The sequence below is a fragment of the Nonomuraea sp. NPDC050790 genome, assembly GCF_044456745.1.
In the GTDB taxonomy this organism is placed as follows: Bacteria; Actinomycetota; Actinomycetes; order Streptosporangiales; family Streptosporangiaceae; genus Nonomuraea.
In genome coordinates this window covers 135,185-158,079 of sequence record NZ_JBITGF010000017.1, presented here as the reverse complement: position 1 = coordinate 158,079, position 22,895 = coordinate 135,185, and the positions used below count along the sequence as shown (strand labels likewise).

Here is a 22,895-nt window from a genome sequence, read left to right as displayed (position 1 = left end):
TCAGTGTTCGTGGTCGTCGTAGTCGGCGGCGCCGCGTTTCCAGTAGCCGGTGATGTCGTGGTCGTCGGCGCCGAGCCCGAGGTGGTCGCGGACCCAGCGGCGCAGCGGCCTGAGCGTCTCGGCCTCGCCCGCCATCCAGGCGAAGATCCGTTCCCCCTCGGGGACCGTGATCTCCTGGACGGCGGGGGCGAGTTCGCCGTTGCGCAGCCAGCGGACCTCGACCCCGGCGGGGGCGTCCAGCTCGATCCGCTCGCCGTCGTCGGCCACCTCTACGAAGGCCCATCCGGCGGCGGTCCGCGGCAACTCCTCCAGCCAGCGGGCGATCGCGGGCAGCGCGGTGAGGTCGCCGGCCAGCAGGTAGCGGTCGTAGGAGTGCGGCACGATGAGCCCGCCGGGCGGGCCGGCGACGTGCGCGGTCGCGCCGGGGGCGGCGTTCCTGGCCCAGTCGGCGGCGACGCCCTTGCCGTGCAGGGCGAAGTCGATGTCCAGTTCGCCGGCGGCCGGGTCGTAGCGGCGCACGGTGTACTTGCGCGTGGTGGGGAACGGCCGGGGCCAGCTCAGCATGAGCCCGTCCGGCTCGGGCAGGCGCAGGCCGCCGTCGGTCTCGGGGAAGATCAGGCGGACGTGCTCGTCGGGGGAGTGGGCCTCGAACCCGGCCAGGCCGGGGCCGCCCAGCGTCACCCGGATCAGGCCGCTGCCGACCATGGCGGTGCGCAGGACCTCGACCTCGCGGATCCGGATCGGGTAGGCCACCTTGCGGGCGACCGTCCCGGCTCTGACCTCCGCGATCCGTTCCAGATACCGCTCACGGTCGTCGATCCGCTTCACGAAGTACATCCCTTCTGGGTGAATTAGGCAAGGCTAACCTAATCACACATCATGGGAACGGCCGCGCCCGGGGCAGGCCGGGCGCGGCCGTCGTGCGGAGGACCGGTCAGGGGGCGTCGTAGCCGAGGGTGTAGGCGCCGGCGCCGCTGTAGGCGTGGACGCGGTAGCGGTAGTAGCCGGCGGTGCCGGAGTAGGTGAGCGTCTCGTCGGCGCCGGCGGTGGCGCCCTGGGCGACGTTCGCCCAACTGGAGCCGTTCCACTTCTGCAGGTACAGGTCGTAGTCGGTGCCCGCGGGCCCGTCCAGGCAGGCGCGGTGCGGCCCGGTCACGGTCGTCTGGAAGTACTGGCCGTCAGGCTGGTACTGGCTGGCGCCGCTGGTGAGCGAGCCGGTCTTGGTCGTCTCGAATCCCGGGCAGCCCTGCGGCGGGCCGCTGCCGAGGGTCAGGGTGAAGGTGGCCGAGCGGGTCACCGACGCGCCCGTGCCCACGACGGTGACCGTGTAGCTGCCGGTCGCCGCCTGCGCGGTGGTCGAGAGCGTCATCGTCGAGGACGCCCCGGCCTGGATGACCGGCGGCGCGAACGAGGCGGTGACACCCGAGGGCAGGCCCGCCGCCGCGAGCGTGATCTGCTGCGCGCTCCCGCCGGTCACGGCGCTGGACACGGTCGAGGTGGCCGACTGCCCCGGCTGCACGGTGGCGGAGGTGGGGGACAGGGCCAGCGAGAAGTCGTTGCCGCCGGTGGGCGGGTTATTGTCGATCATGCTGGAGATCTCGTTGTAGACCTCGGTGATCCGCGTGCCCCAGTTGGGGCAGCCGCCCAGGTGGTGCAGGGCGATCACCTTGTGGCTGGAGCCGGCCAGCACCGGCGAGCCCGAGTTGCCGCCCGAGGTGTCGCAGCGGTAGCCGGTGTTGACGCCGGAGGACACCACGTCGATCTTGCAGGTGGCGCCGCCCTGGGTCTCCTCGAACAACGACAGCCGCTTGGGCCGCGCGTCGCCGTGGCCGGGGATGTAGATCCGCTCGCCGGCGACGGGCGGGCGCGGGTCGAGGTACAGCGTGCCGTACTGCTGGATGGCGGCGAAGTCGGAGACGCTGAACAGCGTGTAGTCGAGGGCGTTGAGCCCGCTGGTCTTGAGGAACTGCCCGCCGCCCACCTTGGTGCCGGCGCGCGGGTCGTTGCCGCCGCAGGTGGCGCACTGGTAGTCGAACTGGAACTCGCTGCTGGCCAGGTCGGCGGCGTTCTCCATGCAGTGGTTGTTGGTCAGCATGCGGTTGGTGTTGCCGACCCGCCACGCGGTGCAGTGGCCCAGGCCGTCGAGGAGCTGGCGGGCGACCGCGTTGCCCCTGGCGTACTCGGTGGGGTGGCTGTCGCGGTAGCACACCACGTCGCGCCGGGCGTCGGTGCCGCAGACGGAGAAGCTCTTCGGCGCGCGGGCGGCGGCCTCGTCGCCGGTGAATCCTCGGTAGTAGCGGTCGATGACGGCGCCGTAGCCCTGCCGGGTGAGCCGGTCGGCCGCGCGCGCTCCTGTCGCGTGCAGGGTGACCACGGCGGTGTCGCCGTCGACCGACAGGGCGGCGAAGCCCGGCGTGCCGTGGACGGTGTGCCCGGAGCCGCGCGCGCCGCGGGTGGGATCGCCGTAGTAGGTGTGGACCTCGCGTCCGTCGGGGCCGGCGACGGTCACGTAGTCGCCGGGGACGAGCTTGAGGGCGGCGAAGTGCACCTTGATGTAGCTGGAGCCGGGTCGCCTGATCTCGGTCGTGCGCTGGGCCGCGCCGTAGCGCAGCGTGAGGTCGGCAGCGTGCTGCTCGCCGGCGGGGGTGACCGGGTCCGCCTGCTGCTGTGCCGGTGGTGGGGTCGCTGACTGCTGCTGGGGTACGGCTGCCGCGGCCGGAACGACCACGGACGCCGCAGCCGGAACGGCTACGACTGCCGCGGCCGGGACGGCCGTCGCGAGGATCGTGGCTAAGGCCGCGATCGCAGTCCAGGGCTTGTGACTCATGCCGATGACACCTCCGCCTGGGGGGAAGACGGTTGGCCGAGGCTAACCCCGGAGGTGCTACGTACCGGTATCCGTCATCGCTACTGAAACGTGGCTCTCACCAGTTGGCGGGCAGGCCGGGGACGTTGGCGGGCAGCCGGTGGCCGGGCGGGCGGATCACGTAGGCGATGCCCGCGCTGCTGGAACTGCGCAGCCACACGTTCTCGAACGCGGCCCTCGGGTAGACCCGGCGCGCGTCGTCGTTCGTCGGCGCGTTGGCGGGGTCGTTGACGATCACGTTGCCCGCCCGGGTGAACCCGATGACGACGAACAGGTGGCCGTCGGTCCCGTACCCGGCGCCCGGCAGCTCCTCCTTCTTGAACGACTGGGAGGTGATCACCGGGATGCCGGCCTTGATGAACCGCTCCAGCTCCGTCAGCGACCGCAGCCGCGTGACGAAGCCGTCCAGCCCGTACCGGCCGGCGTAGGCGGTGTTGAACGGCCAGTTGCCCGCCCCCTCGTAGGCCAGGTCGTAGACGAAACGGGCGGCGTAGTCGACCTCCGGGCTCGGGTCGCTCGGGTCGACCCAGGCCAGGTCGGCGGCGCTCGGCCCCTTGCCCCAGTAGCCCAGCACCATCGCGGTCGAGGTGGGGCTGCACCACGCCTGGCCGCCGCCGTCCCACTCGGGGTAGTGGCCGAGGTGGATGCCCTGCGAGCGCCGCGGCACCTTGAGCTCGACGCCCCACGCCCCGCCGCCCGGACTGACGGGCACGCTCGCCCGGTTCGGCACCGCCGACGCCATCGCCCCGAGCGTGCGCACCGTGGGCCCGCCCGCCTGGCCCGGCTTGCGGTACAGGGTGACCCGGAGCTGGTAGGAGTCGACCGGCCGGCCCTTCGCGGCGGCGAAGGTGTCGACGTTGACGGTGCCGTCCGCGTCGGCCTGGCCGGGCACGGAGGTGCGGCGGATGTCGGCGTCGCCGTAGGCCCACCGGCCGAGCACGTACCACTTGGTGTCGGGCGCGGTGCCGCGCAGCTCGATCTGGATCCAGGTGCCGGCGGGGGTGTCGGCGGTCCAGGAGCCGATCAGCTCGGTGGCGCCGAATCCGACCCGGGTGTCGGGGCCGGTCCAGCGGGCGTACTCCCAGCTCGCGCCGGCGTACTCGGTGACGCCCGCGGGGGCGGCGAAGGTGAGGGCGGCGCCGGGGGCGACGCCCTCGGGCGTGCCCGCGCCGAACGCCGCCCGCTGGTAGACCACCGGGGGAGGTTTCGCGACCGCCGCCGCGTGGAGCGGAGCGGTCGTCATCACGAGCAGGGTCACGAGCAGCACAGCCAGCTTGCGCATCGGGCCTCACCTCCCGCGGAAGGTAACACCGGGATTGACACCGCCACATCGGACGAGTTACGTACTTCGCCTCACAGGGTGTCGAGGAAGTCCTTCAGGATCCGGTTGCAGTCGGCCGGCCGTTCCATGTTGGGGTGGTGGGCGGCGTCGGCGATCGTGACCGCGCGGCCGTGCGGGACGCTCGCGGCGAGCCGTTCGGCCATCCCCACGAGGTCGGGCGAGTCGAGCGCCCCGCTGATCGCGAGCACCGGCACCTCGATCTTGGCCGCCCGCTCCCACGTGTCGCGCACGGGCACGAGCACGTTGGGCTCGCCGGCGGCGTGCTTGGACATGGTGCCCGTGGCCATCGCGCGCAGCCGCCGCGCGACCTCGGGCCCGAGCCCGTCGGGCCCGAGGTGCGGGCCGGCGGCCAGCGTCATGAACCCCTCGACGGAGCCGCACAGGTCCCCCTCCGCCATGGCGGCCTGCCACGCCGTCAACTCCCGGACGGTCCACGGATCGTCGTAGTACGGCTCGCTCGTCCCCGCGCCGCTGACCACCACCGCGCTGACCAGATCGGGATGCTCGATCGCGGTGTCCACCGCGATGCCCGCGCCCATGGACACGCCGGCCAGCACCGCGGGCCAGGCGCCGAGACGCCGCAGCAGCTCCGCGAGGTCGTCGGTCTGCCGGTACGGCCCCGCCGCGTTGGCCGAGCACCCGTGCCCCCGGGCATCGGGCGCGACGACCCGGTGGCCGGAGGCGAAGACCGGAATCTGGTCGTCCCACATGTGGTGGTCGAGGAAGCCGCCGTGCAGCAGGACGAGCGGGCGGCCACGGCCCTGGTCGGTCCAGAAGATGTCATTCATGACACCTAAGGTGTCATTCTTGCGACAAGATGACAACCTAGGTGTCATCATGGGCGGGTGAGCGAGACAGACAGGGCCGAGCGGCTCGTGGCGGTGTTCGACCTCGTCGGCCCCCTGTACCGGCGGGCCTGGCGGCAGGTCGAGCAGGACGCGCCCGTCGAGGGGCTGACCGTGGGGCTGCGGGCCGTGCTCAGCCTGCTCAGGCAGCACGGGCCGGCGACCGTCCCGCAGCTCGGCAGGACGCTGGCGCTCAGCCGCCAGTTCGTCCAGCGCACCATCAACGACGGCGCCGCCCTCGGCCTGGTGGAGCCCGTGCCCAACCCGGCGCACCGGAAGTCCTCGCTCATCCGGCTCACCGACCGGGGCGGTGCCGCCATGGACGCGCTGGTCGGCCGCGAGCGCGCGGTCCTGCGGGAGGTCGGCCGCGACCTGAGCGACGACGACGTCGAGGCGTGCGTCCGCGTGCTCGCCCGCCTCCTGCGCCACCTCGACGACATGGGTCACTGAAGCGGGTCCGGCGAGGCGTGCTCACCACCCCGGCTCGGTGGTGGAACGGCGTTGGTTGGAGGGAGGGCATTCCCGCAGGTCGGCGGAGGGATGCCGGGGGGCTGGGTCGTCATTCGGCCATGTGCCGGACCTCGCATTCCCTGTCACATCGCCCGAACGACGCGTGGACGACAACGAACCGAAGGGAACACCAGGATGAGCGTCAACGACTACACCGCCCAGCTCGACCGGCCGCTGCGGGAGATCGCCGAGAAACTGACGGAGCTGATCGACGCCGCGCTGCCCCAGCCCGGGGCGGTCTGGCACGGGCACCCGGTCTGGAGCCTCGGCGGCGCGCCCGGCAGGACGCCGGTCGCGTTCTTCAAGGCCTACAAGAGCTACGTCACCTTCGGCCTGTGGCGCGGGCAGGAGATCGCGGATCCGTCCGGGCGGCTGGAGAAGGCCAACCGGCAGATGGCGGTGGTGAAGCTGCGGAGCGTGGAGGAGATCGACGCGGTGCTGTTCTCCGGCTGGATCGAGGCGGCTCGCGCGCTTGAGGCATAGCACGCGGGTTATAGCTGGTTGCGCATTGTTGGGGGCGGGCGGCCGCCGTACCGTCGGAGGTATGGCGTTACGGAGCATCACCGTGAGCCTTCTGCTGGGCTTGGGGCTCATCACCGCACCGGCGGCCTACAGTGTCCGAGGTGGCGACGCGTTCTACGTCGGGTCGTCACGCTGCTCGATCGGAGCGGCCGTTCAGGGCGGCTACGTCACCACCGGCGACTGCGGAAGCGCGGGGTCGGCGGTGACCGGGTTCAACCGGATCGCCCAGGGCACCGTCCAGGGGACCGTCTTCCCCGGCAAGAACATGGGCTGGGTCCGGGTGAACGCGAACTGGACGCCGCGCGGCGTCGTCAGCGACGGCCGGGGCGGCGAGGTCCGGGTGATCGGCGCGCAACAGGCGCCGGTCGGCGCCACGGTCTGCCGGTCGGGCTCGACCACCGGGTGGCGCTGCGGGACGCTGCTGCGGCGCAACGTGTCCGTCACCTACCCGCAGGGGACCGTCCACGGGCTGATCGAGACCAACATCTGCGCCGAGCCCGGCGACCGCGGCGGGCCGCTGATGTGGAACGGGCACGTCCAGGGCGTCCTGGTCGGCGCCACAGGCAACTGCACCAGCGGCGGGCGCACCTTCTACCAGCCGATCATCCCGATCCTTCAGACCTACGGCCTGACGCTCCTGTCGTCGTGAGCTCGCGGGTGACCAGGACGTCCAGCTTGGCGGTCAGTGCGGCGAGCTCCTCCCGCACCGCCCTGAGCTCCTTCTGGGTCTCGGCCTCCGCGGGGGAGGCTTCCGCCTCGTTCATGGCGTTGACCACCACCGCGATGAAGAGATTCAGGGCGACGAAGGTGGACATCAGGATGTACGCGATGAAGAACACCCATGCCCACGGCTTGTGATCCATGACCTCCTGGGCGACGTTGCCCCAGTCGTCACCGGTCATGATCTGGAACAGCGTGAACAGCGAGCGCGGCAGCTCGTCGAAGCGCTCGGGCATGATCTCGCCGAACAGCTTCGTGGAGATGACGGCGGCGATGTAGATCAGGAGCACCAGCAGGCCCATGATCGAGGCCATTCCCGGCACCGCCGCGAGCAGCGCGTGCACCACGCGGCGCATGCTCGGCACCGCCGAGATCAGCCGCAGCGCCCGCAGGATGCGCAGCGCGCGCAGGATGGAGGTCGGGCCGCTGGCCGGGATCAGCGAGACGACCACGATCACCGCGTCGAACCAGTTCCACGGGTCCTTGAAGAACGAGCGCCCGTTCGCGTAGAGGCGGGCGGCGATCTCGACCGTGAAGATCGCCAGTGCGACGTGGTCGATGGCGACCAGGACGCCGCCGATGTGCCGCATCAGGTACGTGCTGGTCTCGCAGCCGATGGTGACGGCGTTGATCACGATGACCCAGACGATCGCCCGCTGGACGATCCGTCGTTCGAGAAAGGCGCGCACCTGCGCTCGCCTTGTCACCTGTTCCGCTCCAGGGGTAGGAAGAATGCCGCGAAGATCATCCCAGGGCGGATCCCACGATGTCCGGAAATCAGGCGACAAGCAGGTGTTAGTCGCGTACGTGTTCGGGGCGCACGCCCAGCCCGATGAAGCGCCCCGCCAGGTGGCGCAGCGGCGGCAGGGCGCGGAACAGCGAGAAGACCGCGGGCACGTGCCCGGTCGTGTCGTCCGACAGCCGCTTCGGATACAGCTCGCGCAGGATCGAGGTCTGGAACGCCTGCGTCACCTTCGCGGGGAACTGCCTGCGCGCCTGCACCGCCGCCAGCGCGGACTCCGGGGGCGGTCCGGTACGGCCGCGCAGCACGGGCCCGACCAGGTTCGCGGTGGCGACCGCGTCCTGCACGGCCAGGTTGATGCCCACGCCACCGGCCGGCGACATGGCGTGGGCCGCGTCGCCGACGCACAGCAGGCCGGGCCGGTGCCAGCGGCGCAGCCGGTCGACCCGGACGGCCAGGTGGTGCACGTCGTCCCAGCCGAGTCGCGTGACCTGCTCGCGCAGGTCCGGGACGAAGGCGGCGATCCGCTCGTGGAAGGCCGGCAGGCCGTCCGCCTTGAGCAGGTCGTAGGCGCCGGGCGGGATCGTGTAGGCGAACTGCCAGAAGTCGCCCCGGTCGATGGCCACCAGCGCCCCTCTGCCGCCCTGGAAGAACGGCACCCGCTCGCCCTCCCGTCTCGGCAGCCGGAACCACAGCACGTCCATGGGCGGCGAGCCCGCCACGGGCCGCAGCCCGGCCTGTTCGCGCAGCGCGGAGTGCCGGCCGTCGGCGGCTACCACGAGGTCGGCCCCGATCTCGATCGGGCCCTCGGCCGTCGTGGCCCGCGCACCGGCGACCCGGCCGTCCTCGACGATCAGGCCGGTCGCCTCCGCGGAACGCATCAGGCGGAAACCGGGGTAGGCGGCGGCCTTGCCGTACAGAAAGTCGAGAAAGTCCCACTGCGGCATGAACGCGATGTACGGATGACGCGCCTTCAGCCGGGAGAAGTCGGCGATGGTGACAGTCCGGCCGCCCATGCGCACCGACACCTCGCGCATCCTGTCGTGCGGCAGTGCCAGGAACTCGCGGCTCCAGCCCAGCTCGGCGATGATCTCCAGCGTCGAGGGGTGGACGGTGTCGCCGCGGAAGTCGCGCAGGAAGTCGGCGTGCTTCTCCAGCACGGTCACCTCGACACCCTGCCGGGCCAGCAGCAGTCCGGCCATCATGCCGGCGGGCCCGCCGCCGGCGACGAGCACTCTGGTACGCACACGCCTCACCTTTCCTCGGGATAGAGCAGTTCGACCAGGGCGGGGACGTCGATCGGCGAGCCGGTGGCCCGGTTGACCGCCACGGTCGCGAACAGGGTCCTGGCCGCGGTCCCCGTGTCGTGCGGCGGCAGTTCGCCCGCCGCGACCCGATCGTCCAGGAACGCGCCGATGAGCCGCTGACCCTCGCCGGTCAGCTCGGCCAGCGCGGCCCGCGCCCTGGCGGCGCTGAAGAAGACCGCCATCAGCTCGGCGTTGCCGGCCAGCAGCGCGTCGAAGGAGACGAGCAACTCGACCAGAACCTGTCTGGCCGGTCGCCCCGAGCGGTCCGCGGTCAGCAGCTCGCGCAGCCGCGGCATGAACCCGCGCTCCCTCAGCACGGTCTCGACCAGCGCCTCCTTGCTCACGAAGTACCGGTAGAGCAACCCGGGCGTCACGCCCGCCGCCTCGGCGAGGTCCTTGACCGACGCGCCGTCCACGCCCTTGGCGGCGAAGACCCGCAACGCCGCGTCCAGAAGCTGCTCGCGCCGCCACTCCGCCTGTTCTTTGCGTGTCCCCATGATCTCCGCAACTCATTGAATAAACGTTTACTCAACGAAATCTAGAGCATCGGGTACGGCTCCGCAAGCCGCACGTCATTCCCCCGCCCCACACCGGAGAAACGACGGTTCCGGGGACTGGAACGCCACATTTCACTTTCGGTAGCCGGGAGATAACTTCGCGTCGCACTCCTTCTCCGAAAGGCAGGCTTCATGTCCGTGGTCATCACCAGCCCGTACCAGCACTCCGTGGCCGACTACTGGAACCGCGAGAAGAACGCCGTCAACCTCCGGCTCGGGGAGGTCTCCGGCACCTACCACCACCACTACGGCATCGGCGCGGTCGACTGGTCCGTGCTGGACGAGCCGGAGGAGACCCGCGAAGAGCGGATGATCGCCGAGATGCACCGGCTCGAGACCGCACAGGCCGTACTGCTGCTCGACCACCTCGGCCCGGTCCAGCCCGCCGACCGGCTGCTCGACGCCGGATCCGGCCGCGGCGGCACCAGCTTCATGGCGCACGAACGCTTCGGCTGCCGCGTGGACGGCGTCTCGATCTCACAGAAGCAGGTGGACTTCGCCAACGAGCAGGCCCGCCTGCGCGGAGTGCAGGACAAGGTGGAGTTCCACTTCCGCAACATGCTGCAGACGGGCCTCGAACCCGGCACCCTCAGAGGCATCTGGAACAACGAGAGCACGATGTACGTCAACCTCTCCAAGTTGTTCGCCGCACACTCCCAGTTGCTCGTTCCCGGCGGCCGGTACGTGACGATCACCGGCTGCTACAACGACGTGTACGGGCTGCCCTCCAAGGCCGTCAGCGAGATCAACGCCCACTACATCTGCGACATCCACCCGCGCAGCGCCTACTTCAAGGCCATGGCCGACAACAACCTCGTGCCGATCGACGTGATCGACCTGACCGAGGCGACCATCCCCTACTGGGAGCTGCGCGCCCGCTCCTCCGTGGCCACCGGCATCGAGGACGCGTTCCTGTCGGCGTACAAGGACGGCAGCTTCCACTACCTGCTGATCGCCGCCGACCGCGTCTGACCCCTCCGCCCAGCGAAAGGAACGTCATGCCCAACCCCTCCGCGTTCCTGCCCGGACCCTCCGGGCTCGGCACCTCCGCCGCCCGCCTGTTCGCCCAAGGGGCGGGCGGCCTCGCCGTACCGCAGGACCTCGGGTGTGTGCCAGGTCCACGGACCGTCAGACAGCCGCCGCTGGTGTTCACGCAGCGGCCCTGGGCCGACGGCAGCATGCCCCCGCTGTACTGCCCGCTCGCCGTGCGCGTGGACCACGCGCTCGGCGAGGTGGTCAACGAGCGGCTGGTGGAGTGGGCGGAGAAGATCGGCCTGCACGAGGGACGCATCGAGACGTTCCGGCAGACGGGCTTCGGCCACCTCACCACGCTCGCCCACGCCGACGTCGACGACCCCGACCGGCTGCTGCTCGCCGCCCAGATGAACGCCGCCTGGTGGGCCTGCGACGACTACTACGCCGACGAGACCGAACTCGGCGCCGACCCCCAGCTTCTGGCCAGCCGCCTGGCCCTGGCGATGTCGGCCCTGGACGCGCCGCCGCCGGCCGACGAGTTCGGCGACGAGCTGGACGTGCAACTGACCGGCGACCCGGTGCTCGTCTCGCTGACCTCGGCCCGCGAGCACGTGGCCGTGCACTCCACGCCGTCGCAGCTCGCCCGGGTCAACCTGACGTCGTTCCAGATGTGGGTGAGCTGGAACGCCTACGGCGCCTGGCGGCAGAGCGGCGAGCCCGTGGAGTCCTGGCGCTACCTCGCCGCCCGCCAGCACGACAGCTTCTACACCTCGATGACCCTGGCCGACATCGTGGGCGGGTACGAGGTGCCCGGGAACCTCTTCTACGAGCAGCGCGTGCACCGGGCCGCCATGCGAGCCGGGACCGCGGCCGTCATCGTCAACGACCTGCACTCGGCGCTGCGCGAGGCGGCCGACGAACTGCCGGACTGCAACCTGGTGCTGCTGGTGGCGGCCGAGCGTGGCTGCAGCCTGCGCGAGGCGGCGGAGCGCGCGGTGGCCCTGCACAACGACCTCGTCTCGGCCTTCGAGGCCGACTGCCACGAACTGCGGGGGCTGCCCTCGCCCGAGCTCCACCACTTCCTGTGGGCCCTGGGCGCCTGGCTGGGCGGCGGCCTCGAATGGCACAGCACCACCAACCGCTACACCACCACAGAACCCTAACCCCACCCCAACCCCCGACCCCTTGACCCGCAACCCCCGCGACCCGCAACCCCCGCGACCCGCAACCCCCGCGACCCCGCGACACCCCTGACCTGCGCCCCCGACCCGCCACCCCTGCGACTCCGAGCGACGCGCGACGCGATGCGCGATGCCGCCGGGCCCTGACCTGCGCGACCCCCCTGACCCGCGTGCCGCGCTCCCGACCCGGCACCCCCGCGACTCCGAGTGACCCGCGACGCGATGCGCGCTGCCCCCGAGCCCTGACCTGCGCGACGCCCCCGCCTGCGCCCCGCGAGGCCCCGCGCCGCGCCCCAGCTCCCGATCGCGGCCCAACGCGGTCCGCCCTGGCCGGGTCTAGCCGCCCTTGGCCCGGCCCGTGTGGGGCCGCCTTCCGATGGTCGAGCGGTAACCGGGTCAGGCCCCTGGGCGGGCTCGTCCTCAGTGCCGCCTGCTCATGGGGATGCACGCGTTCCCAGGTGCTTCCCGGGTGTGGGAGTGCGGCCGGTCCCAGCTTGCCGCTCCTCGGGCCGTCGGGGTGGGTCTGGGTGTTTGGGGTGTGGTGCCGGGTGGTGGGCGGGAAGTAGTGGGTGGTCAGGGGGTGAGGGGTGGCAGGGGCATTGACCGGCTTCTTCTAGAGTCTGGGTGGCGCGCCACGACGACCCCACTCGTTCCGAGGGGTGGATCTTGTCGTATACCTCCATACCTGGATCGCCGGAATGTGATGTGGGATCGATGCCATGAAGAACGCGGGAGACCTGGCGAGGGTGAGCGTGTTCGCCGCGCTCATCGCCGTGCTCGGACTACCGGGCACGCTCAACGTTTTCGGCAACGCCGTGCCGATCACCCTGCAGACCTTCGGCGTCATGCTCGCCGGAGCCATCCTGGGCACCTGGCGGGCGGCGCTCGCCGTGGGCGTGCTGCTCGCGCTCGTCGCGGTCGGCCTGCCGCTGCTGGCGGGCGGGCGGGGCGGGCTGGGGGTGTTCGCCGCCGCCTCGGCCGGCTACCTGGTCGGCTGGATCCCGGGCGCCGCCCTCACCGGCTGGATCGTGCAGCAGGGCGGCCGCAACCCGGGCATCGTCCGGCTGCTGCTGGCCTGCGTCGCGGGCGGCATCGGGGTGGTCTACCTGTGCGGCGTGCCCGTGCAGGCGCTGGTGACCGGCATCCCCCTGGGCAAGACGGTGCTGCTCAGCACGGTGTTCCTGCCCGGCGACCTGATCAAGGCGGTCCTGGCCGCCGTGGTCGCGCGGGGTGTGCAGCGGGCCTATCCCGACGCCGTGCCGGCCGTCTGGCAGGAGCGGCACGCGTGGCGGTAGCGGCACACGTCCTGGAGCACGCCGCGCGCAGCCCCGGCCGGGTGGCGCTCGTCGGCCCGGAGGAGGAGGTCACCTACGCGGAGCTGGCCGAGCGGGTCAAGGCGCGCGACGTGCGCGCCGCCGCCGGTCCGGCCGTGATCAGCGTGAAGGACCCGGTGGCCGCGCTCACCCAGGCACTCGCCGCGGACCTGGCCGGCATCACACCGCTGGTCTGCGACGACCGCGCTGCCCGCCTCCTGGACAGCACGTCGCCCTCCGTAAGCCTTGGGCTGCTCGCGGAGGGTGGGTGGGCTTGTTTCACGTCCGGCAGCACCGGTCGTCCGCGTGCCGTGGTCCGGTCGCGTGCCTCATGGACCGACTCCTTCCGGCATCTCGACCGGCTGTCCGGCATCGGTCCCGGCGACGTGGTGCTGATCCCCGGCCCGCTCGTCACCTCCCTGTACGCCTTCGCCGCCGCCCACGCCCTCGGCACCGGCGCGACCGCGATCGTCCCCGGCCGGTGGTCACTGGAGCACCTGGACAGAGCCACCGCGGTCCACCTGGTACCGCACCAGCTCCCCGCCGTCCTGCCCAAACCCGCCTCCCTCCGCGTGGCCGTCGTAGGCGGCGCGGCACTTGACCCAGCGGCCCGCGACCGCGCCACCCGGGCAGGTCTGCGCGTGCTGTCCTACTACGGTGCGAGCGAGCTGTCCTTCGTCGCCGCCGACCCCGACGGCACCGGGCTGCGCGCCTTCCCCGAGGTGGAGATCGAGGTCAGGGCGGGCGAGGTGTGGGTGCGCTCGCCGTGGCTGGCCGACGGCTACCTGGCCTGCGCCTCCGGCCCACTGCGCAGGGACGCCGCTGGCTGGGCGACGGTGGGCGACCTGGCGGAGCCGTACCGGCCGGGCGGGGTGTTGCGGGTGCGCGGCAGGGGGGACGGCGCGATCCAGACCGGCGGCGCGACCGTCGTGCCCGAGGACGTCGAGGCGGTGCTGCGGCGGGTGCCGGGCGTGGCGGACGCGGTCGTCGTCGGCGCGCCGCACCCCGACCTGGGCGCCGTCGTCTGCGCGGTCGTCGAGGGTCCGGTACGGCGGGCCGCCCTGGAAGCCGCCGCCCGCGAAGGGCTCGACCGGGTCCAGCGGCCCAGACGCTGGTACGCAGCGGAGTCCCTGCCCAGAACCCCCTCGGGCAAGCCCGCCAGAGCGCGGATCGCCGAGACGCTGACCGGTTTCCGGAGGCTGGCATGAGTGTGCGGCCGGTGGTGGTGGCGGCCCGCCGTACCCCGATCGGCACGGCGGGGCACGCCTTCAAGACCCTGACCGCCGACCGGCTGGCCGCCCCGGTGCTCGCGGCGGTGCTCGCCGACGTGCGCGAGGCAGGCGGGCGGCCAGAGGTGGACGACGTGGTGCTCGGCAACTGTATGGGCCCCGGCGGGAACCTGGCGAGGGTCTCGGCGCTGGCCGCCGGGTTCGGGCACGAGGTGCCCGGCCTGACCGTGGACCGCCAGTGCGGCAGCGGCCTGGCGGCGATCCTGCTGGCCGGGCAGGCGGTGGCCGCCGGTGAGGCGGAGCTGGTGCTCGCCGGCGGGGCCGAGAGCGCCTCGACCGCTCCGCTGCGCACGCATCGGGGGGCGGCGGGGCCGTACGAGAGGGCGCCCTTCACCCCGGACGGGCATCCAGACCCCGATATGGGACCCGCGGCCGAGGCGCTCGCCCGCGCCCGCGGCGTCACCCGCGAGCGCCAGGACGCCTACGCCATCGACAGCCACGCCAAGGCGCTGGCCGGGGACTTCACACGGGAGATCGTCGCGGTCGGCGAGCGGGACGGCGACGAACGGCCGCGCGTCCTGCGCGAGCGCTCGCTGGCCAGGCTGCCGGCGGCGTTCGTGCCCGGCGGCACGGTCACCGCGGGCAACTCCTCGCCGATCAGCGACGGCGCGGCGGCCGTGGCCGTGGCCGACGAACGGCTGGGGCTGCCCGGCCTGCGGCTGGTGGCCGGCTCGGTGGTGGGGTGCGACCCCGAGCTGCCCGGCTGGGGGCCGGTGCCCGCGGTGCGCAGGGTGCTTCAGCGCGCGGGGGCGGAGATCGGGCAGGTGGCGGCGGTGGAGATCGTGGAGGCGTTCGCCGCGCAGGTGCTGGCGGTGACCGACGCGCTCGGCCTCGACCCGCTGGGCGAGGACCGCGCCCGGGTCTGCGCGGACGGCGGCGCTCTCGCCCTGGGCCATCCGTGGGGCGCCAGCGGCGCGGTCGTGGTTACGCGGCTGTTCAGCCGGCTGGTCGGCGCGGGCGCGCCGCGTGGCACGCTGGGGCTGGCGAGCGCCGCGGTCGGCGGCGGGCTCGGGGTCGCGGCGTTGTTCGAGGTGGTTTAGGTGATCGAGCTGACCGGCGTCGGCGTACGGCTGGCCGAGCGCGACGTGCTGGACGACCTGACGCTGACCCTGACCGAGCGGCGCGTCGGCGTGGTCGGCGCCAACGGCTCCGGCAAGAGCACCTTCGCCCGCCTGCTGAACGGCCTGGCCCTGCCCACCTCCGGCACCGTGCGCGTCCTGGGCATGGACACCCGCCGCGAGGCCGCCAAGATCAGGCGCCGGGTGGGGTTCGTGTTCACCGACCCCGACGCGCAGATCGTGATGCCCACGGTCGCCGAGGATGTGGCCTTCTCCCTGCGCAGGAGGGGCCTGGCGAAGGCGGAGGTGGCCGCGCTCGTGGACGAGGTGCTGTCCCGTTACGGCCTGGCCGCCCACGCCGACCACCCGGCCCACCAGTTGTCCGGCGGCCAGAAGCAGTTGCTCGCCCTGTGCTCGGTGCTGGTCCTCGAACCCGACATCCTGGTCATGGACGAGCCCACCACCCTGCTCGACCTGCGCAACTCCCGGCAGGTGGCGCGCATCCTGCGCGAGCTGCCGCAGCAGCTCGTGGTCGTCAGCCACGACCTCGCGCTGCTGGCCGACTTCGACCGGGTGCTCGTGCTCGACCAGGGCAAGCTGGTCGCCGACGGCCCGGCGCGCGAGGCGCTCGACCACTACCGGGACCTGATGGCGTGACCGGGCTCAAGCTGCTGGGACTGGCCGCGGGATGCACCGTGCTGGTCCTGCTCCAGACCCCGGCGGCACTGGCCGGCGCGGCCTTGGTGGTGCTGGCCCTGTACGCCGTGGCCAGGGTGCGCCCGGCCGCGGCGTGGGCGCAGGTGCGGCCGGTGCGCTGGTTCGCGGTGGCGCTGTTCGGCACCCAGCTCCTGCTGGCCGACCTGCCCGCCGCGACGGTCACGACGATGCGCGTGGTGCTCATGGTCGCGCTGGCCGGGCTGGTCACGCTCACCACGCCCGCCTCGGTGATGCTCGCCGCGCTGGAACGCGGGTTGCGGCCGGTGCGGCTGCTGGGGGTGGACCCGTTCCGCGTCTCGCTCATGCTCACGCTCACCCTGCGCAGCGTGCCCCTGCTCACCGACCTCGCGCGCCGGGTGAGGGAGGCGCAGCGGGCGCGCGGGGTCTCGTGGAGCGTGCGGGCGTTCGCCGTACCGCTGGTGGTGGGTGCGCTGCGGCACGCCGACGCGCTCGGCGAGGCGCTCAGCGCCCGCGGCCTGGACGACTGACCCCCTACCGCGCCAGCGGGAAGACGGCGCGGAACTGCGCGCCCGGCCCGTGGCCGGTGACGGACAGGCTGCCCCCGTGCACGGCGGCGATCTGCCGCGACAGCGCCAGCCCCAGCCCGCTGCCGCCCTGGTCCCGCTCGCGCCCCTCCCACCGACCCGCTCCCGCCCGGCGGCCTGTCCGCGCGCCAGCTCGCCGAGGTCCACCCGCTTCCTGTCCGGTACGGCTCCCGCGTCCAGCCTGGCCATCATCAGCAGCTCGTCGATGATGCCCGCCAGCCGGTCGGCGGCGTCCAGTGAGCGGGCGGCCACCCCGGGCCAGTCGGTGTCGTCCGGGTAGGCGACGGCCAGTTCGAGCTGGGTGCGCAGCGCGGTGATGGGGCTGCGCAGCTCGTGGGAGGCGTCGCTGACGAAGTGGCGCTGGGTCTCGCTGGAGCGTTCGAGGCGGGTGAGGGTGTCGTTGGTGGTGGTGGCCAGGGCGGCGATCTCGTCGCCCGTCCCCGGCACGCTCACGCGCCGGCCCAGGTCGCCGGCGGTGATGGTGGCGAGCTGGGTGCGGATCCGCTTCACCGGGCGCAGGGCCTGGCCGACCGCGCTCCATGCGGCCAGGCCCACCATGAACAGCAGCGTGGGCAGCGCGACGGCGAGCGTGAAGTAGAGCAGGCGGATCGCCTGCCGGGTGGCCGAGACGTCCTCGGCGGCGTAGACGGTGACCAGGCCGCTCGGGGTGGTGGTGCTGAGGGCGGCGATCGCCGGCCCCCGGCATGACCTTCATGGGGAGGTCGTTGCCGTGGCCGGTTCGCGGCAAAGCCAGCAACGCTGCCGCATTCGCCAAAAGCGGCCCCCTGACGCCGGTCGCCGCCGCGGCGACCGGCCCAGGTGCGGCGCGCTACGCCTTGGGCTTGTAGACCTGCACCTGGACGCCGGACTTCAGCGGCGTCGACCTCACGAAGTCCAGGTGGGTGAGGTCCACGCCCTCGAACAGGCGCTGGCCCTCGCCGGCGACGACCGGCATGATCCAGAAGTGGAACTCGTCGACCAGCTTGTGCTCCAGCAGCGTGCGGTCGAGCTCGCCGGTGCCGTACTTCAGGATGTTCTGGCCGGGCTCCTGCTTGAGCCTGGTCACCGCCTCGGCCACGTCGCCCTCGATGAGGGTGGCGTTCCACGTGGTCTCCTTCAGGGTCCTGGAGGCCACGTACTTGGGCAGGGCGTTCATCCGCACGGCGTACTCGCCCTGGGACGACTCCATCAGCGGCCACACCTCGGCGAAGCCCTCGTAGGTCTCCCGGCCCAGCAGCAGGGCGTCGGCGCCGTAGAGCAGTTCGCTGGCGTAGCCGGCATAGGCGTCGTCCCAGTAGGGGGCGCTCCACTTCTCCGGCGAGCTGATGACTCCGTCGATCGTCATGAAGGTGGATTCGATGAGCTTGCGCATGTCCGGCGTCCTCTTTCGGGTTGTTCGCTGTCGATGAGGTAACTCTGCCGGATCGGTCTTACCGTTTCTTTTCCGTCCGCACGTAACGTGCCGGTAGTCAGAGGCCGCGCAGGACCTCGCGCAGCCGTACGGCGAAGCCCTCCGCGTCCTCGGTCCAGGCCACGTGCCCGCCGGGGAACATCGTGGGCTCGGTGCCGAGCGCGGCGGCCAGTTCCCTGGAGGCCCGGTCGCAGAGCTCGCCGGCGGAGTCCTCGCCCAGCCCGATCAGCACCCGGACCGGCCCGTCGCGCAGCGCGGCGACGTCGGGCTCGAAGCGGACGGTGCCCCGCATCATGTGCAGGAACGCGTAACGCTCGTCGGCCAGGTCCTGCGGGTCGCGCTCGGCGGGGAACATGTGCTCCAGGGCGCCCTCCGGCAGGTGGATGTTGGCGTTCTCCATGAAGATCGCCCATGCGGTCCTGGTGTCGCCGGCGGCGTAGGTGGCGACCATGTCCTCCATCCTGGCGTCGAGCTTGTCGCGATCGGGCAGCCGCGTGTAGTGGGGCGGCTCGTGGGCGATGACGGCGCGTACCCCCTCGGGGTGGTCCTGGGCGAGGGCCAGCACGCTCACGGCGCCGCCGCTGCTGCCGAAGACGATCGCGGGGCCGGCGTCCACCTCGGCGAGGAGCAGCGCCAGGTCCCGTCCGCGCAGGGCGGGCGTGGAGTCCTGCTCGGGGTCGTCGAGCACGCTGCGGCGGATGCCGCGCGGGTCGGTGGTGAGCACGGTGTGGTCGGTGGCGAGCAGGTCCGCCAGGGTCTCGAACGCACCGGCGTTCATGGGGGCGGCGAACAGGACGACGAGCGGGCCCTGGCCGCGCAGCTCGTAGTGCAGCGTGCCGTCGGGGGTCTTCAGCGTGGCCATGTCGTTTTCTCCTCAACTCGGGTACTGGACGGTACAGTACTGGATTGGGTACTGGACAGTCTAGTACTATTTCTTCATGGACATCCCTCAGCAGGACGGGCGCACCGCCAGGAAGCGCCACGCGATCGTCGACGCCGCACGCACTCTCTTCCTGCGCAACGGCTACGCGGGCACCAGCATGGACGAGATCGCCGCGCTGGCCGAGGTCTCCAAGCAGACCGTCTACAAGCACTTCGCCGACAAGCAGCGGCTGTTCACCGAGCTGATCACCCTCGACATCTCGCAGATCGACGTCGAGGCCCACCCGCTCGAAGCCGCCATGCCCGACACCGACGACCTGGAGCGCGACCTGCGGGAGTACGCGCGGGCGCATCTGGCCGTGGTCATGCGCCCGCACCTGCTGCGCATGCGCCGCGTCCTCATCGGCGAGGCGGACCGCTTCCCCGACCTGGCGCGAGCCTGGTACGAGAACGGGCCGATGCGGTCGAGCGAGATGTTCGCCGGCTGGTTCGAAGCGCTCGGCCGGCGCGGGCTACTCGACGTGCCCGACCCGATGCTGGCCGCCCAGCACTTCAACTGGCTGGTGCTGTCGATCCCGCTGAACCGGGCGATGTCGGTGCCGGTCGAGGCGGCGCGCTACGACGAGAAGGAGCTGAACCACTACGCCGACGAGGGCGTGCGCGTCTTCCTCGCCGCCTACGGCCGTCAGGACAGCGGCACCGCCGCCTCCGCGGTGAAGGGCAGGAAGGTGAACGACTCCTGAAGGTAGAGCGTGACCGTGTCGGCCGTGTGCGTCAGGTATCCGATCGACAGGTCCTGGCCCAGGTGCAGGTCGTAGTCGCCGCCGCGGGTGGTCAGCACCAGCGCGCCGGCCAGCGCGGGCGCCCAGATGATGTCGCCGTCCACCATCCGCTCGATGTGCGAGCGCACCGGGTAGCCGTGGTCGCTGGTCTCGGTCACGCCCGTGTACGCCTCCGGCCCCAGCAGGACGGTGTACGGGCCGTCCACGCCCGCCACGCGCAGGGTGCTCAGCGCCTGGGCGATCGCCTCCGGGTAGCCGGTGAAGTCGGCGGGCAGCGGGATCGGGCGGTGCGAGCTGGCCGGGACGATGCCGGTGATGCCGGCGGCGCCGTACCCCTGGAAGATCGCGCGGTCCTCGGCGATGGCGAGGGCGGTCGCGGCGTCCTTGGCGGGCTGCCAGTCGGAGTCGCCCGAGCCGCGCTCGACGTCGTCGATCGCCTCCCTGCTCAGCTCGAACGGCCGGCGCAGCTCCACCAGCGCGGCCACCCCCCGCTGACGGGCCTGGACGCCGTCGCCGGGCGGCTGGATCACGGTGACGTGGCCGGTGCCGACGGCCGAACTGGCCTCGCCGCTCGGGCCGTGGGTGTCGACCACGCGGCGGCCGGCGAGGTTGCGCTTGAACGTGCGGGCCACCTCCTCCTCGATCTGCGCCCAGGCGGCGTCGGAGATCGGGGCGAGCTCGCGGTGCAGGTTGTTCATGACTGCGGGACTCCTTTGAGGCTGCCGATCTCCAGGGCGCCCGGCGCCGGCGGTTCCGCCAGCCGTTCGAGCAGGTCGGGCGTCGGTACGAAGTAGGTCGATCCGGTCAGGGCCGTGGAGAAGTCCAGGATCCGGTCGTAGTTGCCGGGCGGGTCGCCGGCGAACATGTTGGTGATCATCCGGTCAAGGACGTCGGGGGTCCTGGAGTAGCCGATGAAGTAGGTGCCGAACTCGCCGGCCGCCGCGTTGCCGAACGGCATGTTGTCCCGCACGATCTTCAGCTCCCTGCCGTCCTCCTCGATGACGGTCAGTGCGTTGTGCGCCCAGGTCGGCTTGGTCTGGTCGTCCAGCTCGACGTTGGCCAGCTTGGTGCGCCCGATGATGCGCTCCTGGTGCTCGACGGGCAGCGCGTTCCAGGCCGCCAGGTCGTGGACGTACTTCTGCACCGTCACGTACGTGCCGCCGGCGAACAGCGGGTCCTCCTCGCCGATCAGCACCGAGTCCGCGGCCGGCTCGTCCTCGGGGTTCTCCGTGCCGTCCACGAAGCCGAGCAGGTCGCGGGCGTCGAAGTAGCGGAAGCCGTGCACCTCGTCCACGTCCGACAGCACGCCGGACAGCCGGTCCATGACCAGCGCGGCCAGCTCGAAGCACAGGTCCATGCGCTCGGCCCGCAGGTGCAGCAGCAGGTCGCCGGGGGTCGAGGGCGCGTGGTGGACGCCGCGGACCTCCGGCATCGGGCGCAGGCTCGCCGGGCGCGGCAGGTCGAACCACCGGTCCCACGCCTCGGCGCCGATGCCGAGCACGCAGGACAGGTTGCCCTCCAGGCTGCGGAAGCCGACCGTGCGCCGCAGCGCCGCCAGGTCCCCGCAGAGCGACCTGACCGCCTCGCGGCCCGCGGCGTCGTGCCTGACCGTCGCCACGGTGAAGACGGCCGCCCTGCTGAGCGGCCCGAGCACCGCCTGCAGTCCATGCTGTCGTGAGCTCACCTGTCGAGCCTTGCCGCCCGGCGGTAAGGCCAATCTCACGGCTGGGCCAACGGAGAGAATGTCAGGTTTCCGCAGGTCTGTGGCGGACAAGGGGCCAGCGTGAGACGACTGCCCGCCCTGGGTGTCTGCCTGACGGCCGCGTTCATGTCCGGTCTGGACGTGAGCATCGTCAACGTGGCGCTGCCCTCCATCGAGGAGAGCCTGCAGGCCGACGAGGACGGCCTGCAGTGGACGCTGTCCGGGTACGCGCTCACGTTCGGGCTGCTGCTCGTGCCCGCGGGCCGGCTCGGCGACGCACGCGGCAGGCGGGGCGTCTTCATCACCGGCGTCGCCCTGTTCACGCTGGCCAGCACCGCCTGCGGGTTCGCGCCCACCATGCACTTCCTGATCGCCGCCCGGCTCGTCCAGGGCCTCGCCGCCGGCATGCTCAACCCGCAGGTCTCCGGGCTGATCCAGCAGATGTTCCAGGGACAGGAACGCGGCAGGGCCTTCGGCGCGTTCGGCGCCACGATGGGCATCGCGACCGCCGCCGGGCCCACGATCGGCGGCGCGCTCGTCACCGCCTTCGGGCACGAGGCGGGCTGGCGATGGGTCTTCCTGGTCAACCTGCCGATCGGCGTCATCCTGCTGCCGCTGGCCTGGAAGCTGCTCCCGCCCGCGGTGAAGGGGCGGCAGGAGAGCATGGACCCCGTCGGCGTGCTGCTGCTCGGGGTCGGGGTGTTCGGGCTGCTCCTGCCGTTCGTGCAGCAGCACCAGTGGGAGGGCCAGGCCAAGTGGCTGCTGGTGCCGGCCGCGCTGGCCGTACTGGCGATCTTCGTGGCGTGGGAGCGGCGCTACAAGCGTGAGCCGCTGATCCAGCTCGGCCTGTTCGCCAAGCGCTCCTACAGCCTCGGCGCCGCCATCGCCCTGTTCTACTTCGCCGGCTTCACCGGGATCTTCTTCATCTACACCCTCTACCTGCAGAACGGCCTGCACTACACCCCGCTCCAGGCGGGGCTGGCGATCACCCCGTTCGCCATCGGCTCCGCGCTGGCCGCCGTCGCCGGCGGACGCCTGGTCGGGCGGGCGGGGCGGCTGCTCGTGGCGGCCGGGCTGGCCGTCGTCATCGCCGGGCTCGCCGCCACCATCGTCGTTACCGGCATTTTCACCGGTCCGGAACTCGGCTGGGCCAACGCGCCCACCCTCCTGCTCGCCGGGCTCGGCAGCGGGCTCGTCATCGCGCCCAACCAGGCGATCAGCCTGTCGGAGGTGCCGCCGGTCAACGGCGGCAGCGCCGCCGGCGTACTCCAGACCGGACAGCGGCTCGGCTCCGCCTTCGGCATCGCCGCCACCGGGTCGATCTTCTTCGGCGCGCTCCACGACGGGTGGCCCTCGGCGTTCCGGCACGGGCTCCTGGTGGTGATCGCCTTCGTCGCCGTCGCGCTCGCCGCGGCCCTGTTCGACCTCGCCCGCAGCAGGAGTACGGCCCGCCGCACCGGATAGCCGGATCTTGCAACCAACCCCCCGAAACCCACTCTGACCTGCGACTATCGCCGCGCGTTCCGGGCGATAGCGAAACGGTAGTGGGACGATGCCCGCCCGCTTGAGCCTGAGGCCAGTTGATCCACAGGAACCAGCCCAAAACGGGTGAGGCGAAGGAGACGCAGG

25 protein-coding genes and 1 pseudogene are annotated in these 22,895 nt (G+C 72.1%); 13 read left to right on the top strand and 13 right to left on the bottom strand.

Going from position 1 to position 22,895, the window contains the following annotated elements; genetic code table 11:
- From ACIBEJ_RS49950 to ACIBEJ_RS49935, 4 genes are all read right to left on the bottom strand, one after another.
- Positions 1-828, bottom strand: coding sequence for a siderophore-interacting protein (locus tag ACIBEJ_RS49950; RefSeq protein ID WP_397190095.1), 828 nt, complete (start codon positions 826-828; stop codon positions 1-3).
- A gap of 106 nt (positions 829-934) precedes the next feature.
- Positions 935-2,827: a trypsin-like peptidase domain-containing protein gene (locus ACIBEJ_RS49945; RefSeq protein ID WP_397190094.1), complete on the bottom strand. Its 1,893-nt coding sequence runs from the start codon at positions 2,825-2,827 to the stop codon at positions 935-937.
- A gap of 97 nt (positions 2,828-2,924) precedes the next feature.
- Positions 2,925-4,148, bottom strand: a complete 1,224-nt coding sequence (locus ACIBEJ_RS49940) for a C39 family peptidase (protein ID WP_397190093.1) — start codon at positions 4,146-4,148, stop codon at positions 2,925-2,927.
- Between the two features lie 71 nt (positions 4,149-4,219).
- The gene (locus ACIBEJ_RS49935) at positions 4,220-4,996 is read right to left on the bottom strand and encodes an alpha/beta fold hydrolase (protein ID WP_397190092.1); all 777 of its coding nucleotides are present in this window, start codon (positions 4,994-4,996) and stop codon (positions 4,220-4,222) included.
- A 57-nt stretch (positions 4,997-5,053) separates the two neighbouring features.
- On the opposite strand from ACIBEJ_RS49935, the gene ACIBEJ_RS49930 reads away from it, so the two are divergent.
- The 3 genes from ACIBEJ_RS49930 to ACIBEJ_RS49920 all read left to right on the top strand — a co-directional run bounded on the left by ACIBEJ_RS49930 (position 5,054) and on the right by ACIBEJ_RS49920 (position 6,734).
- A complete protein-coding gene (locus tag ACIBEJ_RS49930) occupies positions 5,054-5,503 on the top strand; it encodes a MarR family winged helix-turn-helix transcriptional regulator (RefSeq protein WP_397190091.1) in 450 nt (149 codons plus the stop codon).
- A 195-nt stretch (positions 5,504-5,698) separates the two neighbouring features.
- The gene (locus ACIBEJ_RS49925) at positions 5,699-6,046 is read left to right on the top strand and encodes a DUF1801 domain-containing protein (RefSeq protein ID WP_397190090.1); all 348 of its coding nucleotides are present in this window, start codon (positions 5,699-5,701) and stop codon (positions 6,044-6,046) included.
- A gap of 61 nt (positions 6,047-6,107) precedes the next feature.
- Entirely contained in the window at positions 6,108-6,734 is a 627-nt protein-coding gene (locus ACIBEJ_RS49920) for a S1 family peptidase (protein WP_397190089.1), read from the top strand.
- On the opposite strand, the gene ACIBEJ_RS49915 is transcribed toward ACIBEJ_RS49920, so the two are convergent.
- From ACIBEJ_RS49915 to ACIBEJ_RS49905, 3 genes are all read right to left on the bottom strand, one after another.
- Positions 6,688-7,512, bottom strand: coding sequence for an ion transporter (locus tag ACIBEJ_RS49915; protein WP_397190088.1), 825 nt, complete (start codon positions 7,510-7,512; stop codon positions 6,688-6,690). The two genes, ACIBEJ_RS49920 and ACIBEJ_RS49915, sit on opposite strands and share 47 nt — an antisense overlap.
- An 88-nt stretch (positions 7,513-7,600) precedes the next feature.
- Complete coding sequence (locus ACIBEJ_RS49910; RefSeq protein WP_397190087.1) at positions 7,601-8,794, bottom strand: FAD-dependent oxidoreductase; 1,194 nt, start codon at positions 8,792-8,794, stop codon at positions 7,601-7,603.
- A 5-nt stretch (positions 8,795-8,799) separates the two neighbouring features.
- A complete protein-coding gene (locus tag ACIBEJ_RS49905; protein ID WP_397190086.1) occupies positions 8,800-9,351 on the bottom strand; it encodes a TetR/AcrR family transcriptional regulator in 552 nt (183 codons plus the stop codon).
- A 192-nt stretch (positions 9,352-9,543) separates the two neighbouring features.
- Here ACIBEJ_RS49905 and ACIBEJ_RS49900 point away from each other — a divergent pair, with 192 nt between their 5' ends.
- The 7 genes from ACIBEJ_RS49900 to ACIBEJ_RS49870 all read left to right on the top strand — a co-directional run bounded on the left by ACIBEJ_RS49900 (position 9,544) and on the right by ACIBEJ_RS49870 (position 16,432).
- On the top strand, positions 9,544-10,383 hold the full coding sequence (locus ACIBEJ_RS49900; RefSeq protein ID WP_397190085.1) for a geranyl diphosphate 2-C-methyltransferase: 840 nt from the start codon (positions 9,544-9,546) through the stop codon (positions 10,381-10,383).
- Between the two features lie 26 nt (positions 10,384-10,409).
- Positions 10,410-11,549: a family 2 encapsulin nanocompartment cargo protein terpene cyclase gene (locus ACIBEJ_RS49895; RefSeq protein WP_397190084.1), complete on the top strand. Its 1,140-nt coding sequence runs from the start codon at positions 10,410-10,412 to the stop codon at positions 11,547-11,549.
- 737 nt (positions 11,550-12,286) lie between these two features.
- On the top strand, positions 12,287-12,862 hold the full coding sequence (locus tag ACIBEJ_RS49890; protein WP_397190083.1) for a biotin transporter BioY: 576 nt from the start codon (positions 12,287-12,289) through the stop codon (positions 12,860-12,862).
- A complete protein-coding gene (locus tag ACIBEJ_RS49885) occupies positions 12,853-14,088 on the top strand; it encodes a class I adenylate-forming enzyme family protein (RefSeq protein ID WP_397190082.1) in 1,236 nt (411 codons plus the stop codon). Before ACIBEJ_RS49890 ends, ACIBEJ_RS49885 begins: the two co-directional genes overlap by 10 nt.
- The gene (locus ACIBEJ_RS49880) at positions 14,085-15,209 is read left to right on the top strand and encodes a thiolase family protein (protein ID WP_397190081.1); all 1,125 of its coding nucleotides are present in this window, start codon (positions 14,085-14,087) and stop codon (positions 15,207-15,209) included. The genes ACIBEJ_RS49885 and ACIBEJ_RS49880 overlap by 4 nt, the downstream gene beginning before the upstream one ends.
- Positions 15,210-15,884: an energy-coupling factor ABC transporter ATP-binding protein gene (locus ACIBEJ_RS49875; protein WP_397190080.1), complete on the top strand. Its 675-nt coding sequence runs from the start codon at positions 15,210-15,212 to the stop codon at positions 15,882-15,884.
- Positions 15,881-16,432: an energy-coupling factor transporter transmembrane component T family protein gene (locus ACIBEJ_RS49870; RefSeq protein WP_397190079.1), complete on the top strand. Its 552-nt coding sequence runs from the start codon at positions 15,881-15,883 to the stop codon at positions 16,430-16,432. Before ACIBEJ_RS49875 ends, ACIBEJ_RS49870 begins: the two co-directional genes overlap by 4 nt.
- A gap of 4 nt (positions 16,433-16,436) precedes the next feature.
- Here the strand turns inward: ACIBEJ_RS49870 and ACIBEJ_RS49865 are convergent, their stop codons facing one another.
- Positions 16,437-16,523, bottom strand: a complete 87-nt coding sequence (locus tag ACIBEJ_RS49865; RefSeq protein WP_397190113.1) for a hypothetical protein — start codon at positions 16,521-16,523, stop codon at positions 16,437-16,439.
- Between ACIBEJ_RS49865 and ACIBEJ_RS49860 the strand changes: the two genes are divergently transcribed.
- Positions 16,509-16,769: a hypothetical protein gene (locus tag ACIBEJ_RS49860; RefSeq protein WP_397190114.1), complete on the top strand. Its 261-nt coding sequence runs from the start codon at positions 16,509-16,511 to the stop codon at positions 16,767-16,769. The genes ACIBEJ_RS49865 and ACIBEJ_RS49860 overlap by 15 nt on opposite strands.
- Here ACIBEJ_RS49860 and ACIBEJ_RS49855 read toward each other — a convergent pair.
- The 3 genes and pseudogenes from ACIBEJ_RS49855 to ACIBEJ_RS49845 form a co-directional block, all read right to left on the bottom strand.
- Positions 16,718-17,047 (bottom strand): annotated as a pseudogene (locus tag ACIBEJ_RS49855) (HAMP domain-containing protein); the annotation flags it as partial. The gene ACIBEJ_RS49860 and the pseudogene ACIBEJ_RS49855 sit on opposite strands and share 52 nt — an antisense overlap.
- A gap of 271 nt (positions 17,048-17,318) precedes the next feature.
- Complete coding sequence (locus tag ACIBEJ_RS49850; protein ID WP_397190078.1) at positions 17,319-17,861, bottom strand: dihydrofolate reductase family protein; 543 nt, start codon at positions 17,859-17,861, stop codon at positions 17,319-17,321.
- A 97-nt stretch (positions 17,862-17,958) separates the two neighbouring features.
- Positions 17,959-18,762 (bottom strand): alpha/beta fold hydrolase, encoded by an 804-nt coding sequence (locus ACIBEJ_RS49845; protein WP_397190077.1) that lies wholly within the window; start codon positions 18,760-18,762, stop codon positions 17,959-17,961.
- A 76-nt stretch (positions 18,763-18,838) separates the two neighbouring features.
- Here ACIBEJ_RS49845 and ACIBEJ_RS49840 point away from each other — a divergent pair, with 76 nt between their 5' ends.
- Positions 18,839-19,525, top strand: a complete 687-nt coding sequence (locus tag ACIBEJ_RS49840) for a TetR/AcrR family transcriptional regulator (protein WP_397190076.1) — start codon at positions 18,839-18,841, stop codon at positions 19,523-19,525.
- Here ACIBEJ_RS49840 and ACIBEJ_RS49835 read toward each other — a convergent pair.
- Entirely contained in the window at positions 19,468-20,262 is a 795-nt protein-coding gene (locus ACIBEJ_RS49835; protein WP_397190075.1) for a family 1 encapsulin nanocompartment shell protein, read from the bottom strand. The genes ACIBEJ_RS49840 and ACIBEJ_RS49835 overlap by 58 nt on opposite strands.
- Positions 20,259-21,248: a Dyp-type peroxidase gene (locus tag ACIBEJ_RS49830; protein WP_397190074.1), complete on the bottom strand. Its 990-nt coding sequence runs from the start codon at positions 21,246-21,248 to the stop codon at positions 20,259-20,261. Before ACIBEJ_RS49830 ends, ACIBEJ_RS49835 begins: the two co-directional genes overlap by 4 nt.
- A 99-nt stretch (positions 21,249-21,347) precedes the next feature.
- Here ACIBEJ_RS49830 and ACIBEJ_RS49825 point away from each other — a divergent pair, with 99 nt between their 5' ends.
- Complete coding sequence (locus ACIBEJ_RS49825; RefSeq protein ID WP_397190073.1) at positions 21,348-22,730, top strand: MFS transporter; 1,383 nt, start codon at positions 21,348-21,350, stop codon at positions 22,728-22,730.
- The last annotated feature ends 165 nt before the right edge of the window (positions 22,731-22,895 follow it).